Source organism: Fulvivirga sp. M361 (assembly GCF_007097395.1).
GTDB lineage: Bacteria > Bacteroidota > Bacteroidia > Cytophagales > Cyclobacteriaceae > Fulvivirga.
On the sequence record NZ_VKDC01000004.1, the window covers coordinates 64,631 to 80,658 of the forward strand.

The window sequence follows — 16,028 nt, forward strand, 5'->3', positions numbered from 1 at the left end:
CACCCCGGATTTGATATTCCGGGGTGAAACCGTATTGAACTTCTATTGTTTTTTTTGCAGATTGATAACATAGTTACCCTCAAGGCCGCTGGTCCTGGCCCCAATGGCCTTACCGTTGGCGGTAAAGTTTAGTACCGCAGTGCTTAAATCATCCGTAAAGGAGACAGACGCTGCAATATCATCAAGCGTTATATTAATCTGACTGCCTGTCTCTGATGTTATTGACCAAAACCCTCCCTGATCAGTAAATACCGGCGTACCACCGGAGGTAATATAGGTACCATCACTTCTAAATGTTATGGTAAAGTTTTCATAAGTAGGCATGGTTACATCGAAATCGTTTAACAATACACTACTTGCCGACCAGGTGGCGACTAATCCTGGCGAAGCTCCATTATCGTCGTCATCTCCGCAGGAGACAAACGTAGATAAAAGTGCCAGGAGTAAGAGAGAGGCTATATTTTTTAAATCGACTATTTTCATTTTTGCAAATTTTAGGTGGTTACTGCTTTATGAGCTTGTATGTTTGAAGTTTGTCATTCGTGTCTCTGACCCGCAAAATATAGGTTCCGGTTTTCAGATCTCTCAATGATAATTTAGCATTTGGCTCTATCTTGCCTTTTCCAATGAAAATGCCGGAGACGCTCCACATTTCGAAGGACACATCATTCTTATTTTTAAAGAATATATATTCGGAGGCAGGGTTAGGATAAATGAAAATGTTCTGATCAACATCACCGTCTGTAGAGGTTATGAGCTGCCCGTTAAAATTGGCAATGGCCTGATCAAGAACAGTTTTTGCTTCCGTTACTTCGTCATCCGGGGCCAATTGATTTTCAAGAACACCTTCAGCCGTAGTCACAGCACTGGTAAGTGCGTCAATGGCGTCTTTCCTGTACTGGCCAAGGTTACCTCCGGCTTCAGCATTCTCCAGTAATGCCCTGGCCTCATTTAACGACTGTTCTAGACCTGATTTTCCCGAGAGGATAAGTTCCCAACTTAAAGCGCCTAACTGGCCTCCATTTATGCTTGAAGATGCTGACTGCGTAAAGTCAGAGTACCTGAAGGAAAAGGGTTCATCGGATATATCCCAGTTATCCACATTAAGTTTATCATCTGCCGGATTAGGATCTCTATAGAACTGATCAATAATTTTCACCAAATCATCAAGTGGTGGCCCATCTGAGAAGTTGACAAATTCTGTAATATTTGTCGCAATCTGCGCCTCACCAGCGAAAAGTGCCGTAGAGGGACTCAAAATATCGTTTGGTCTTACGGTAGAATCTGCTTCCGGATACGTACCAGCTCTAATCTCTTCAATTGTTGGGTACGATTTAATAATGGCCGAATCCAGATAAATGTTGTTGTTAGTATAGGTAAATGTTTGCTCTACGTCCGGCAACTCTGAAATCGATTGCTCGGAAAGTGTGTCAAACTTGAGCAAGAAGGCATCATTTACTATTGTGTCGGCATCATTCCCTAAGTATCCTGCATTAATGACCAAATTATTAGTGAATATACCTGTTTGGGTTTCGTCAAAATCAAAAAGACGATTACCAACATGTACAATAGTATTTTGATTTACCCTCGCATATTTGATCCACCCTCCTCTGTCGTTACATAGATTGTGAGATATATTGTAAAAGGTATTATTTTCATATATCACAGTATCTAAGTTTGAGCCTCTATCATCCAGCACTCTTCCATTCAGCGTATTTCTAGGCTGCCCGATGTTGGAGACGATAGAATTGGTAAGGTACAATTTGATCCCGCTGTCATCTGTCCTGAAAGCGGCCTGACCATCCTGGTCCAGGTGACAGTCGTCTACTTCTACCCGAATGTCCGGGGCAGACAGCCGAATGATCCGTCTTCTTGGGTTCAGTGTACCCAGTTCATCACGCCCTGTGATATATAATCCTTTGAGTGTCAGATCACCTCTTGCTCTGAAAGGTCTGTCTGATTCACCACCACTGATCACTCCCGGTACAATTCGGGGCCTTTCCCCATCTCCCTCTTCTGCCACAATATTGAGGTGATATCCACCAACGTTTTCCAATCCACCGCTTAGCACGTACGTTTGTCCTCTTTTTAGCCGATACACAGCTGTTGCACGATCTCCGGTGGCTGTGGTGTCGTTGTTGATCAGATCATTTAACAATCCTATTTCACCACTATTAGAATCTACGGTGAGCGTATCTTGCGCTCCAACCTGACTACCTATTATTAAAAAAAATAGTGCCATTAAGCTTTTTAACCTGTAGTTTTTCTTCATCTGTTTCTAGAGTTAATAATGTTTAAAATGATAACTGAAATCCAAAATCAGCAGTACCTCCAAAGTTTTGAACTCTTCTAAGTCGAACGTCTTCATTTGACCGCTCTTTCTGATTTGTGATGTTGTTGAAATTGATATATGCCTTAAGGTTTTCAGTAATTTTTTGCTTGAAAGTCAGATCCAACCTGGTAGTAGCGACCGTAAATTGATCGTAATCGTCTCTGAGACCTAGTCTATTTCCTCGTGCAGTGCCTTGATATACTGCGGATACTCTACCTGTGAATCCACCTTTTTCGTATCCCAGGCTAACGTTCCATACCAGATCGGGCTGGCCCACCATCTCAGCTTCACGCTCTACCAGCACAGCCCTGGGTGGTGATCTTAAAATTTCCAGGAATGGATATTGTGTAGTAGATTCTAAAAATGTCATGTTTGCTGACAGTATCAGCCCGTCGAATGGTGCTTGTAAAAAATTGAAATTGACCTGAGCATCTAACTCTATCCCTGCTACTGTAGCCAGGCCAACAGCGTTTTCTGGCTCTAACAGTCTAAATGTTTCGTTCTCATTAATCTGCGTTCGCTTTTCCGCATTAAAATCGATGTTTGTCAACTCTTTGTAGAAGCCGCCAATGGTAAAGAGTCCTATTTTATTGTAAAACGATAGAAACAAGTCATAATTCCATGCTATGGTATGCTGCAGATCAAAATTTCCCCGTTCAATCACTGCCTCAAAATTATCCTGCCTCACCCAGGGGACTAAACTTTGGAAATTAGGACGGTTAATGGTTTTAGTGGCAGCCAGCCTGATATCAAACCATCCAGTGGGTTGGATCTTAAGGTTGACCTGCGGAAATATCTCTAAATAAGAGCGGGTTCTGGTAGTGTCATTGTTTAGGTCCTCAATTTCCTGACCTTCGTCCGGAGCAAATGCAGAACCCGTCTGGCCCGTATAATCCAGAAAAGTATTCTCTGCCCTGGCGCCTGCCACTAATGTCAGTATTTTCCCTATATTGAAAGTACCCATCAGATAACCTGAGGTGATTCTGTCTGTGGCACTGTAGTCCCTGATATCAGCAAATGGATTTCTGGGAGCTGTTGCACCATATTTTCGTTGAAAATCCAGGATTTCGGCTTTGTTCAAATGTTGTCCAACTAATGTATCGGCCTGTCCTACACCAAAATCAAAACCTGAGATATCATATCCATTATCATCAAAAGGGGCAATGAAGTTTGACATCAACACCCTATCATCACCATTTCTCACATATTCTTCAGGAGGTAAAAAAGAAAGCTCCCCTACGTCTAAAGGAAGCGTAGCAAAACTATTTACATCTCTACTCCGATCATCTATCCGGACTTTTGCACCTCCACGAATAGTGGCGGTAACCTTTTTTGATACTCTGACTGGATAGCTCAGGTCAATTTGCGCAGAAGTATTGCTCGTTCTCACGTCATCATCATTGGTGGCAAAGCGTCTCAAAACAGTCCTGTCCAAGCTATGTGTTAGGAGCATCTCATCTACCAACACCGATGCTGGTTTACCCACTTCTGGTGATCCGCTGGCGAAACGATCTTGAAAGTCCATCCGGAAATTTTCTGGCCTGAATCGATAGGTATCCGAGAATGAAGCACTCCACTCCACAGATAATTTACTGCCTATGGTATGATCGCCCGTGAGTCCTGCGGAGAACAGTCGGGTAACATCCTGGGTATATTCATACCGATAGTTGACAGCGCCACCACTGGCATCAAAACTGGTCCTGTATTCATCTCTATCCCTCTCGGTGAACTGAATGATTGGGTTAAAAGTGATTTTATGCTTTGGTGAAAATTCATAATCCATTACCAAATTACCTCCGTAGCGAAACCTGTCCTCAATATCCTGGCTTAGCTGTGCACTTTCAGCTTTTGGGTTCACTTCCCCATTAATCTCTCCTGGTCTGTCATAAACAATCCCCACTCGATCCTGACTTCTGTCCACCTTTTGAAAGTTACCCGATAGGATCAAGCCAAATTTATCATTCAAAAATCTGCGGCTAAGGGAAGTATTGGCCCGGATCTGACCCCATTCTTCTGTCAGGCCATTGTATCCGTACTGAAATGATCCCTGAATCTCTGGTGTTGAAGAGGCTGTTCTTGTTACGAAATTAACAGTCCCTCCCACGGCATCAGCGTCTTTATCCGGTGTAAGTGATTTGAATACTTCGATCCCTGCCAGCACATCTGGTGACATCATACTTAAGTCCACGGAACGGTCCTCCTGATCTGTGGAAGGGATTCGCTGGCCATTTATAGTAATGGAACTAAAGCGCGGGGCCAGACCCCTCACCACAATTTTTTGGCCCTCTCCTGCGTCTCTCTGAACGGAAATTCCTGGCAACCTGCCCACAGTCTCCGCAGCATTTTGATCCGGCAGCTCACGTATCTTGTCTTTAGAAACCACATTAACAATGGTATTTGCATTGATCTGCTGATTGATCGCTGCTGCCTGACCAAGCGCCTGACCAGTAACCACTATCTCATCTAATGATGTTATGTCCGGTTCTAACAATACGTTTTGCTCAGTTAGTCCTCCCTCTTCAATTGTGACAGAAATTTCAGTGGTAACAAACCCCAGGAATTTGTATACGAGTATTTGTTCTCCGCTTTTAAGGCCGCCAAGGGAATACTTTCCATTGATGTCTGTAATGGTTCCGTAGGTTGAACCTTTTACGTTGACGGTAGCCCCAGGCAGTCCTTCACCAACTGAAGCGTCCTGAACAATTCCATAAACACTTCCCTGCCCGTAAGATGACAAGGCAAAAACCATAAACGCCATTAAGGTCAGTGCTAAGTGTGGGCTTATCAGGCGTACCATCTTAGGCCTAGTGCCTAATTTAATTCTGTGCATTTTTTACCAGGTTATGTAGGATTTTATCTTTAGTTATTTTTTACAACTCCTAAAGTGATGTATTTTTCCCCTAGCTATCTCTAGCATAGTTTCAAACTCATCTTGGTGAGTATCAATTGACAATAAATCTGTATTTTTAAAACATTTGTAGTATAATTTCAGCAGCGTAAGAGCTTAACAGAGTGAATCATACATGACAATTGGCAATGTTTATGACAGGGCGTATATCTCAGAACTGGCACATGGAGTACTACTTAAAGCAAAAAAATACTGCCGTACGTTTGCCATTTTAACAGACATCCTTTGGGTTATACTTCTTTGGATACCAATACAGGCATTTGCACAAGAGCCCTATCAGTTAAAGCCGACAGACCCGGTCATTGAGTCATGGAGATGGTCAACCTTAACAGAGCTACAAGGAAAAAACGTAAGATGTGTAAATCATGCATTTGACAGCACCTTATGGTTTGGGACAGACAATGCACTTATCCATTATGACGGATACACATGGCAGCACTACGCCAAACCGGATAGCATTTCCGGTACACCTGTTTTATCTGTTTATCCCGAAAAAAAAGGAAATGTGTTCTTTGGTACAGATGAGGGCCTGTTTAAAATGGACGAATCGGGCTGGACAAAAATATTTCCTGTTAACAGCCAGCTTAAGGCCTCTGTAAAGGATATAATAAGACTACCGGATGGAACTATATTAGCATCTCTTGCTAAACAAGGTTCTCAATCTTCACTTTCAGGATTATTGGCTGTAGGAGATTCGCAACTGACACTTTACACTTCTACCGGGGCGTTCAATGAATTGAGCCAGAAGTTATCCGCAGAAATAAAGCTGAAGCCATTTCCAAAGGAGTTTGCTTTAAAAGGCTCTAAAGAAACAAGCATTGAAGATTTGAGCCTGGGTGCCAGTGGCAAGCTTTATCTGGCAATAAGTGAAAAAAACGAATATGGTAAACTGGTGACTTATGATCACTACAGCAAACTTGGTACAGATGAGTATCAACTCTATGATAGCGTAAATGGGCCTGAATTTCGTGGAGAAGCGCATGTTGAAGAAGCACCTGATGGAAAAATCTGGGTCATATCCAATGCACACAACTTAAGTACGTATTTTTTTGACGGACAAGTGTGGCACACCGTCCGGCTTAGTGATCTGTTTGGAGGTATTGACTCTCAAAATAGTCTGATGATTACCGATGAAGGTGCCGTATGGATTGGCGGCTACGGACGTTTTTTTATTTATGAAAATGAACGTTGGAAAGAGTACAAATATCCTGATGTTTCCTTTTCTTCTTCGTCCCGTTTATTCTTTTCAGAAGCCCCGGATGGTAAGATTTTAGTAGTAGATAAACTGGGCGAAGGCTATTTATATAACAATACGAATAAAGTCTGGCGCAGCTATCCGGAACTTATTTTTCAACTGGAAAATGTTAATGAACGCTGGTTTTTATCTTATGAGGGAAAAGCAGTACTTCTTAAAAATGGATCTTTTTTTAGTCACGGAACAGAACAAGGGCTGATAGACACACCCGTCAAGCTATTCAACACTTCGTACGGTGAAATTTGGGCTATTGGTAGTCATAAAGGTTTCGCCGCCGTTGCTTTTTACAATGGTAATTCATGGGAGAAAAGAGTATTTCCTGAAGTCTCCTGGGGCTTTGACTACAGGGCGGTGTATGAAGCAAGTGATGGGTCAGTGTGGATAGGTAGTAGCGCTGACATAAGGCATGATTTAGGACAAAATGGTGGTGTAGTACAGTTTTTGGCTCCGCAGATAGACAAGGATTCTCTCATTCACTATTCCATAAAAACTGACCCTATGGTACCTACCGCATGCTACGGTATAGGGGAATCCTGTGATGGGACCATGTGGTTTGGGGGAAGAGCCATTTGGAGGTTAAACGAAAATAATTGGGCTAAAATAGACAGCTTAATTGAATTTGAAGATTATACCGATTTTATAAGCACTGATCCAAATTATACTGTTTGGTTTGGCTCTCGTCACTATGGTATTTTCAAGTTAGACAGCCTTTCATGGACTCAATATACCATGAACGAAGGTCTTCCGGGCAACAATATTTTTCATATCCACACCTCAGGTAAAGATGAAGTTTGGGCTGTGACACGCGACGGCGTTGGATATTTCGATGGAGTTGCATGGTCATCAGAAATATTCCCTTCGGCATTTGATATGCTGCCGGAGATGCAAATTAAAAAAGGACTTGAAAATGAATATTGGCTGGTTTACGTGCCTTCTGAATGGATACGAAGGGGTCTGTCACCAGGTATTTCGGATGTAAAACCTTCCCAGTTTAAGACTATTCGCTATACACCGGGCAAACAGGCACCTCAGACTACCATAGAATCTTATTCCACTGAAATACAGGCAGGTGATGGGGAAAACGTTGTGTTTTGGAGCGGTAAGGACTACATGGAAAACACTAATGATACAAGATTAGAATATTCGTGGAGGTTAAATGAAAGTGAATGGTCGCCATTCAGAAAAAAGTCTTACCAGCAACTGATCGGGCTTGCTGCGGGAAACTACCATTTTCAGGTGAGAGCACGTGACCATGATTTTAATATAGAAACAGTACCGGCGACCATTGAATTTGAGGTAATACCCCCGTGGTGGTTCAGCTGGCAATTTATTCTAATCATTGCTATAGCCTTACTGATAATTGTAATTCTCGAAGTACGCATCATTCGCAGGAATAAAACATTAGGGACCCTCAATTCGGTACTTCAGAAAAAATCGGAATCATTACAAAAACAAAACGTTCAAATTGAAGCGCAGAAGCAAGAAATTAAGAATAATTATGAAGACCTCAAGCATCTATCACAGTCCAGGCTTCAGTTTTTCACGAATGTATCCCATGAATTCCGCACTCCGCTAGGCCTTATTCAAAGCCCCTTGGAAGAGCTCGTTAAGCCAGGTAAATCGCTACCTAAAACATTGATAGATAAATACCATCTAATCATTCAGCGCAATGCTAACCGATTATTTCGGCTGGTAAATCAGATATTAGAAGTGTATAAAATTGAACACACTACGTTAGACTTCAGCCCTTCAAATGGTGATATAATAAGCTTTGTACGCGATATATTGGAGTTGTTCGATCAGATTCTAATGCAAAAAGAAATAAAACTAACTATCCATACCGTCCACGACACTTTATTCATAAACTTTGACCACGATAAAATAGAAAAGATAATTTTTAATCTGCTGTCAAATGCCATTAAAAATGTAACGCCACCAGGAGAAATTACCGTGGCAATCGCTAAAATGGACAATATTGAAGGCGCACAAAGTACGGTGCGGCTGGAGGTAATAGATAATGGTGTAGGCATTCCCAAAGATCACCAAACACGTATTTTCGAACGCTTTTTTCATATTGATAGTGGATCGCAGGAAGATTTTCATTCGGGCGTTGGGATCGGACTGGCCTACATTAAAGATCTCGTACATGCCCATGGTGGGGATATCAGGGTAAAGAGCGATCCGGGGGAGTGTACGGTTTTTACTGTAGACCTGCCCTATATACCCCTAGAAACTCAAAGTGACCATACTTCAAATAGTATTTCAACAGGCATCTATAAAGCGCTGGAGGAACTTGAAATATCCCTGATTTCTAACGACCCTGAAAATGTATCGACTGAACTTTATGATGACATAAAAGTACTGATGATAGAGGATGATCCTGACACTCTCTTTTTGATGAGTCAGTCCCTTGGTGAGTATTTTGTTATTATGGAAGCGTCAGACGGCAAAGAGGGTTATAAACTCGCAAAAGAGGAAAAACCCGATCTTATCATTACGGACATTATGCTGCCCGGAATGTCAGGTGTTGAACTCTGCTCCAGGTTAAAAGAAGACCTCAATACCAGCCACATTCCTATACTTTTATTGAGCGCAAAAACAACACAGTCCGATAGAATAGACGGATACGAGGCCGGTGCTGATGGCTATCTGGATAAGCCCTTAAGCCTCCAATTACTTAGGAGCAGAGTATTTACCCTAATTAATAACAGACGTAAATTACAGGCCAGGTCTAAAGGACAATTTGGTTTACAATCGTTACAAACACAGGAAACTTCTTCAGACGATGCTTTCATAAACAAGCTCTTAAAAACGATAGAACACTTTCTGGGAGACTCCGGTCTTGATGCTGAAAAACTTTCACAAGAGATGGGAGTTAGCAGAGTCCAATTATATAGAAAAGTAAAAACACTTACGGACCAAACAGTAAATGAACTAATAAAATCGATCAGGCTAAAACACGCTGAGTCCCTTTTGAGATCCGGAAAGTTTACCGTAGCTGAAGTAGCTTATAAAACCGGGTTTAATGCACCCAATAACTTTGCTACGTACTTTAAAAAGCACTTTCACAAATCTCCGTCTGAGTACATTAAGAAGTGATTAATAACAGTTCATGCTGTCATTTCGAACAGAACGCCAAAACCCTGCTAAAAAGTGTTGCTATTTTTAGGGAAGCTTTTAATAGTACTTAGGGTTAGACTTTAAACCGGACATTTAAATTTAATCCTAACTGCCGGATTAAGTCAGAACTACTTCAATTGATTTTATTTCTGATATTCAATTTTGGTGATACGCCATGAAAACTGAGTCGTTGCTGTTTGTACAATGGCCTCATCACCCACCTCTTTATTTAGCAAAGCCTTTGCCATGGGAGAGTCCATTGAGATATAATCTTTGGCACCTATGAGTTCTTCATAGCCCACTATACGCAAGCGTTTTTTCATGCCATTATCATTTTCAATTTCTACCCAGGCTCCAAACATTACTTTGCCCTCCTGGTAAGGGTTGTAGTGTACTACCTTAAAGTCAGTAATGCATTTGCGTAGATATAAAACACGTCTGTCGATTTCACGCAGTCGCTTTTTATTATAATGATAATCCGCATTTTCAGATCGATCACCCAAACTAGCAGCCCACGCAACTTTTTTTGTTGTTTCTGGTCGCTCTACTCGCCAAAGACGATCTAACTCATCCTTTAGCTTTTCTAATCCTTCGGGTGTGATCTGCATTGATCTCTTCATAGTCCGTTAAGCTCTTATATGGCGATGCAAGTGAAATGAAAATCATCTAATTATCCAAGATCTATACAGAGTTGTTACAGCCACTTTTGTTTTTAAGGAAAGTTACTTAAAAACAAAAAGCCCAGACTTTTCTGTCTAGGCTTTGTAGTAGCGGGAGCAGGACTCGAACCTGCGACCTTTGGGTTATGAGCCCAACGAGCTACCAACTGCTCCATCCCGCGATGTAAATTGGAGTGCAAATGTAGGGGCAAGTAATAAAATATGCAACAACTATTTTTATTATTTTTCAATAACTCGATAACCTGATCTTTTGCCTTTCTGTAGAATTTGCCCGCCTGAAGTCAAAAACAAAAGATACTCCGTCCATAGGGATCACAAAACGATAATATTTATAAATAAAAACATTAGCAATAAAAACCTTTCCTCTTATACTACTTCCCGCTTCTACTACTTTTTCAACAAGTAATTCCCGGGGTATATATTCCAGATCTTCAGCAGTGCGTGCCGTTTCCACCTCATTCACATCACTGATGGCACTCAATGCTACCAACGAAGTAGCGGTAACCAGGTCCCTTTGCCAGCTCTTTTCTGCATCTTCTTCCGTCCAGTTTTCATCATTGGCGTCATCAATATCCTGTGCCAAGTCATAAATGATCAGCCCGGCGCCTAACAATGCGAGAAGTAATCCGGCATCTTGCTTTGACGCAAGCTTATCCCGGTATAGATCATCTACCATTTTAGGGGTCATAGCAGCGCTTCTGACCGCTCCCTCGGGAAGCTGTTGTTCCCAGTTTTCTGCTGTGCTGTCCGTAGCCAGGGGCTTAAAACGTTTAAAGGAGGAGTAACAGTACATGGATGGGAGGTCAAGGGTGACCTCTTTCGCTGAGGCATTTTCTATTTCCATATCGAAGATCATGTACCTCTCACGTAGTTCCAGGTTTTCCAATCGGATAGTTACTTCGTTATCGGTGATCTGCGTTATGGGAAGCCCATCTTTCTCTGCGTTATACCAGGTAGGTACCAAGCGATGTGTACAGGAAGCGCTGAAAAGTATCAGGCTGAGGAGATAGAAGTGTTTCATGGGTGAGGTGGTTTGGCGCTGGTTTAACTTTGCACAAGATTCATACCATATTCTCTCTTGAACGAAAAATTGAAGTACCTTTGCGTTTTGATGATGGAAAGCAAAAATAAGCATAAAGCAGGCTACGTAAGCATTATAGGGAAGCCTAACGTAGGGAAATCTACCTTGATGAACCAAATGGTGGGGGAACGGCTATCGATCATTACTTCTAAAGCGCAGACTACCCGCCATCGTATTATGGGGATTATCAGTGGTAAAGACTTTCAGATGGTCTATTCTGATACCCCGGGCATACTTAAACCGGAGTACGAATTACATCAATCTATGATGCAATTTGTAAAGTCTTCACTGGAAGATGCGGACGTCGTGCTTTTCGTCACCGATATTTATGAAAAGTATGACGACCAGGTAGCACAAAGCCTGGAACGGATCAAATCTCCAATTATTTTTCTACTGAATAAAACCGATCAATCCAAGGGCACGCAGGTAGAAGATAAGCTTACCTACTGGAAGCAACATGTAAAAGCACAGGCTTATCTATCGATCTCGGCCTTGAAAGGTACCAACATAGACCAGGTATTTAATACCTTACTGGAAGCACTGCCTGAACATCCACCCTACTTCCCAAAAGATGAATTAACGGACAAGCCGGAAAAATTCTTCGTGGAAGAGATCGTTCGTGAAAAGATCTTTTTGAATTACAAAAAGGAGGTCCCTTACAGCAGTGAGGTAGTAGTGACTGAATTTAAAGAAGACGATCTGATAATCCGAATACGGGCTGAGATCTATGTGGAGCGCAAGAGCCAGAAAGGCATTATTATTGGAAAGGGCGGACAAGCTTTAAAGAAGGTAGGAATGGAAGCCAGGGCTGACCTGGAAACCTTTTTTGCCAAGCAAGTGCACCTGGAAACCTTCGTGAAGGTGGCAGCAGACTGGAGAAAAAAGGAAAGAGCATTACGAAATTTTGGATACTAAATAATACACCGTCTTACCTGTAGCCCACCGCTGAAGGTAACCCGTAGTAAAATAAATATGGCAAACATAGTAGCAATAGTTGGACGGCCCAATGTGGGTAAATCTACATTATTTAACCGCTTGATTGAACAACGCAAAGCCATCATGGATGACGAAAGCGGGGTAACCCGTGACCGCCACTACGGCTATGCGGAATGGACAGGTAAGTTTTTCACCGTGATAGACACCGGTGGATACGTAACAGGATCCGAAGATAAATTTGAAAGCGAGATACGAAAACAGGTGCAGCTGGCCATAGATGAGGCTTCCATCATCCTTTTTATGGTAGACAGCCATGCAGGACTTACGGATTTGGACAAAGACTTCGCTAAAGTCTTACGCACCTCTAAAAAACCAGTATTAATTGCAGCCAATAAAGCAGACACCACAGAGAAAATCCATATGACCGGCGAATTTTACGCGCTGGGCATGGGAGAAGTCTTCCCATTGTCATCGGCCAGTGGTTCCGGGACAGGTGAACTATTGGATGAGGTGGTATCACACTTTGACGAAGGAGAAAAAAATGCGGAAGATGGCATTCCCAGGCTGGCTATTCTAGGAAGACCTAATGTGGGAAAATCCTCTTTTCTTAACGCCTTGTTGGGACAGGAACGCACCATTGTCACCGATGAAGCCGGTACTACGCGTGATTCTATCAATATGAGGTACAGGCTGTATAATAAGGACTTTATACTGACGGATACCGCCGGCATTCGCAAAAAATCAAGGGTAAAGGAAGACATAGAGTTCTATTCGGTACTTCGGGCCATTCAGGCGTTACAAGATAGTGACGTTTGTATCTTCATCATAGACGCCGAACGTGGGCTGGAAGCACAGGATATGAGTATTATCGGCCTGGCCAGGAAATATAACAAGGGCCTCATGATCATGGTAAACAAATGGGACCTTATCGAAAAAGACACAAAAACAGCGGACATCTTCCGCAAGAGTATAGAAGAAAAGCTAGGGACACTGGACTATATTCCCATCATCTTTACTTCTGTGCTAAAAAAACAGCGTATTTTCCAAGCTATTGAAAAGGCTATCAATATATTTAATTCAAGAACCCAAAAAATACCTACTTCCAGGCTGAATGATGTTATATTACCTGAAATTGAACGGAACCCTCCTCCTGCCATAAAAGGTAAATATATCAAAATAAAGTACATCACTCAGCTTCCTACCTATGCACCAACCTTTGCCTTTTTTTGCAACCTTCCACAGTACATAAAAGTGCCTTACGAGCGTTTTTTGGAGAATAAAATGCGAAAACACTTCGATTTAGAAGGTGTACCAATCCGTTTGTTTTTTCGAAAAAAATGACATCCATTTGACTGTTAAGGTATTTTATTTCTACTTTGATCGCTTAAACCAAAACCTGTGTATTATGAAAAAACTGTTAACCTTGTTATTGGCTTGTGGCTTTGCATTATGTTTTGCTGCATGTGGTAACACCGCAAAAACGGAAGAAACCGCTGTGGAAGAAGTAGTTGAGGAAACTACTGAAGCCACTGAAGAAGTGGTGGAAGAAGCCGCTGAAGCTACCGAAGAGGTGGAAGAAGCCGTTGAAGAGGTAATGGAAGAAGCAGACTCTACAGTTGAAGACTCAGAATAGTCATCAACTTAGTTACAAATTAGAAGAGGCCGTACTTTTAGTACGGTCTTTTTTTTATCATTGTGAGGTTTTAAAGTCAAGGATCATTGAGAGAAAGGGAAACATTAAGAAGGTTCTTTCCTGAAGCAGTGCTCACTTATTGCCTGGAATTGTGGCACCATTACGCATTCACCTTCAAAATTACCCGAAAACGCGCTACCAAATTAGGCGATTACAAGTATCACCCCTCTTCAAAAAAACATACCATCACCGTTAATAACGATCTGAATAGCTACGCTTTTCTGGTCACTTATCTACATGAGGTGGCACACCTCATCACCTACAAAAGCCATGGACGGTCTGTACTACCGCATGGAAAAGAATGGAAAAATGCTTTTAGAGAAGTGATGCAGCCCGTATTAAATACCAATGTATTTCCTGGCGACCTGCTCTATCAATTGCAGCGATACCTGGAAAATCCAAAAGCCTCCTCGTGCAATGACCACGCCCTTACATCAGCACTAGCCCGGTATGACAAATATCCCGGTACTATACTAAAAGATATCGAACCGGGAAGCCTCTTTAAGCACGGGAAAAAGACTTATCAAAAAGAGGCTTTAAGAAGAACACGCTACATCTGTAAAGAGGTAAAATCCGGACGCAGGTACCTGATCTCTAAATCGGCCCCTGTAGAACCGCTGACCGTTACTCCCCCAGGCGGTAACGGATGATCTGGTTGATCTGATCAAAAAACTGTGCCGGCGTTAACGTGCGCCATTTAGGGATCTGAAGAGTGCCCCCCATATTAACGTAGGCATCTATATTGTAATTCTGAAGTTCTTCAATGATAAAATCGGGAAAATTGATTCCTGCAATCCAACCGGGATGTGAAAACACATCCGTATCTTCTACATCCTCAAACCATTCCTCGTAATAGCAATCATCAGAGCCATGAAAGTTAAAGACATTCTCCCCTATTAAAATGAATTTATTGATATGGTTTTTTACAAGATGGTCGATGATATTCCTTTTCAGATGCATGATATCATTGTTGATAGTATCATTCCATTCACCAATAAATTCTATGATAGAAAATCCAATGGTGTAATCAGTGAAAAGAATCTTCACATAAAGGGTCTCCGATCCCATGAAATCCCATGCAGGGTCAATATAATACCCGTAAATAGTTTCAGAGTACAGGTCATGGTTGTATTGCTTACCATGAAAGGGTGATCGGGGGTCTTCTGCTACATTATAATACCCCAGCCAGTTGTAATACGGCTCAATCTCGTGCATTACGACGTATAAAATCTATCACCTTTCGCACTGAACCATGTTTATCGAGCAGCTCCTGAGCCTCTATTTTATCTATAGATAGTTCCTCCATTAGCATACGAACGCCACGGTCTACCAGCTTGTTATTGCTAAGCTGCATATCCACCATTTTATTACCTTTCACTCTCCCCAACTGGATCATAACAGCAGTGGAAATCATATTCAGTACCAGCTTTTGGGCTGTGCCTGCTTTCATACGCGTACTGCCGGTAACAAACTCAGGACCTACGATCACTTCAATAGGAAAGGTAACTGTATGTGCCAGTTCTGAATCACGGTTACAGACAATACATCCGGTGATAAGCCCCCGGTTATATGCTTCAGTTACTCCTCCTATCACATAGGGTGTAGCGCCGGAAGCAGCAATACCTATGACCACATCTTTGTGATTGATCTGGTATTCCTGCATATCTTTCCATGCCTGGCGGGTATCATCTTCGGCAAACTCCACTGCCTTACGAATAGCTCCATCCCCTCCTGCAATGATACCGATCACTACGCCTTGAGGCATACCGAACGTGGGAGGTATTTCCGAAGCATCCACGATACCTAACCGGCCACTGGTACCTGCTCCAATATAAAAGATCCTACCTCCCATTTCAAGCTGTTTTACTAAAACGGGCACCAATGCTTCAATCTGGGGCATAGCCCTCATCACAGCTTTAGGGACCGTATTATCTTCCTGATTAATGTTTACCAGGATATCCCGAACGGACATCTCTTCGAGGTTGTGATAGTGGGAAGTGGATTCAGTGATGGTCATCTTTTC

The 16,028-nt window shown here is 42.2% G+C and carries 12 protein-coding genes and 1 tRNA gene; 5 read left to right on the forward strand and 8 right to left on the reverse strand.

Annotated features, from left to right (window positions below; genetic code table 11):
• Positions 1–42: 42 nt before the first annotated feature.
• The 3 genes from FNH22_RS03895 to FNH22_RS03905 are packed head-to-tail and all read right to left on the reverse strand — an operon-like array spanning position 43 to position 5,162.
• A complete protein-coding gene (locus tag FNH22_RS03895) occupies positions 43–483 on the reverse strand; it encodes a hypothetical protein (protein ID WP_143397030.1) in 441 nt (146 codons plus the stop codon).
• A 19-nt stretch (positions 484–502) separates the two neighbouring features.
• Positions 503–2,272, reverse strand: coding sequence for a T9SS type A sorting domain-containing protein (locus FNH22_RS03900; RefSeq protein ID WP_143397031.1), 1,770 nt, complete (start codon positions 2,270–2,272; stop codon positions 503–505).
• Positions 2,273–2,294: 22 nt separating this feature from the next.
• Positions 2,295–5,162 carry a TonB-dependent receptor gene (locus FNH22_RS03905; RefSeq protein WP_143397032.1) on the reverse strand — a complete coding sequence of 956 codons (2,868 nt, stop codon included), beginning with the start codon at positions 5,160–5,162 and terminating at the stop codon, positions 2,295–2,297.
• A 193-nt stretch (positions 5,163–5,355) separates the two neighbouring features.
• Between FNH22_RS03905 and FNH22_RS03910 the strand changes: the two genes are divergently transcribed.
• Positions 5,356–9,594, forward strand: a complete 4,239-nt coding sequence (locus FNH22_RS03910; protein ID WP_143397033.1) for a response regulator — start codon at positions 5,356–5,358, stop codon at positions 9,592–9,594.
• Positions 9,595–9,758: 164 nt separating this feature from the next.
• Here FNH22_RS03910 and greB read toward each other — a convergent pair whose 3' ends face one another.
• From greB to FNH22_RS03925, 3 genes are all read right to left on the reverse strand, one after another.
• A complete protein-coding gene (greB, locus tag FNH22_RS03915; RefSeq protein ID WP_143397034.1) occupies positions 9,759–10,235 on the reverse strand; it encodes a transcription elongation factor GreB in 477 nt (158 codons plus the stop codon).
• A 148-nt stretch (positions 10,236–10,383) separates the two neighbouring features.
• Positions 10,384–10,456, reverse strand: a tRNA-Met gene (locus tag FNH22_RS03920).
• A 65-nt stretch (positions 10,457–10,521) separates the two neighbouring features.
• Positions 10,522–11,316 carry a hypothetical protein gene (locus FNH22_RS03925; protein ID WP_143397035.1) on the reverse strand — a complete coding sequence of 265 codons (795 nt, stop codon included), beginning with the start codon at positions 11,314–11,316 and terminating at the stop codon, positions 10,522–10,524.
• Positions 11,317–11,406: 90 nt separating this feature from the next.
• Between FNH22_RS03925 and era the strand changes: the two genes are divergently transcribed.
• From era to FNH22_RS03945, 4 genes are all read left to right on the forward strand, one after another.
• Complete coding sequence (gene era, locus FNH22_RS03930; protein WP_185154080.1) at positions 11,407–12,291, forward strand: GTPase Era; 885 nt, start codon at positions 11,407–11,409, stop codon at positions 12,289–12,291.
• Positions 12,292–12,348: 57 nt separating this feature from the next.
• Positions 12,349–13,653: a ribosome biogenesis GTPase Der gene (gene der, locus FNH22_RS03935; protein ID WP_143397036.1), complete on the forward strand. Its 1,305-nt coding sequence runs from the start codon at positions 12,349–12,351 to the stop codon at positions 13,651–13,653.
• A 64-nt stretch (positions 13,654–13,717) separates the two neighbouring features.
• Positions 13,718–13,945, forward strand: coding sequence for a hypothetical protein (locus FNH22_RS03940; RefSeq protein ID WP_143397037.1), 228 nt, complete (start codon positions 13,718–13,720; stop codon positions 13,943–13,945).
• 86 nt (positions 13,946–14,031) lie between these two features.
• A complete protein-coding gene (locus FNH22_RS03945; RefSeq protein WP_143397038.1) occupies positions 14,032–14,655 on the forward strand; it encodes a SprT-like domain-containing protein in 624 nt (207 codons plus the stop codon).
• Here FNH22_RS03945 and FNH22_RS03950 read toward each other — a convergent pair.
• Together FNH22_RS03950 and murQ are read right to left on the reverse strand one after the other, a co-directional pair.
• The gene (locus FNH22_RS03950) at positions 14,630–15,220 is read right to left on the reverse strand and encodes a hypothetical protein (protein WP_143397039.1); all 591 of its coding nucleotides are present in this window, start codon (positions 15,218–15,220) and stop codon (positions 14,630–14,632) included. The two genes, FNH22_RS03945 and FNH22_RS03950, sit on opposite strands and share 26 nt — an antisense overlap.
• A complete protein-coding gene (gene murQ, locus FNH22_RS03955) occupies positions 15,207–16,022 on the reverse strand; it encodes an N-acetylmuramic acid 6-phosphate etherase (RefSeq protein ID WP_143397040.1) in 816 nt (271 codons plus the stop codon). Before murQ ends, FNH22_RS03950 begins: the two co-directional genes overlap by 14 nt.
• Between the last annotated feature and the right edge of the window lie 6 nt (positions 16,023–16,028).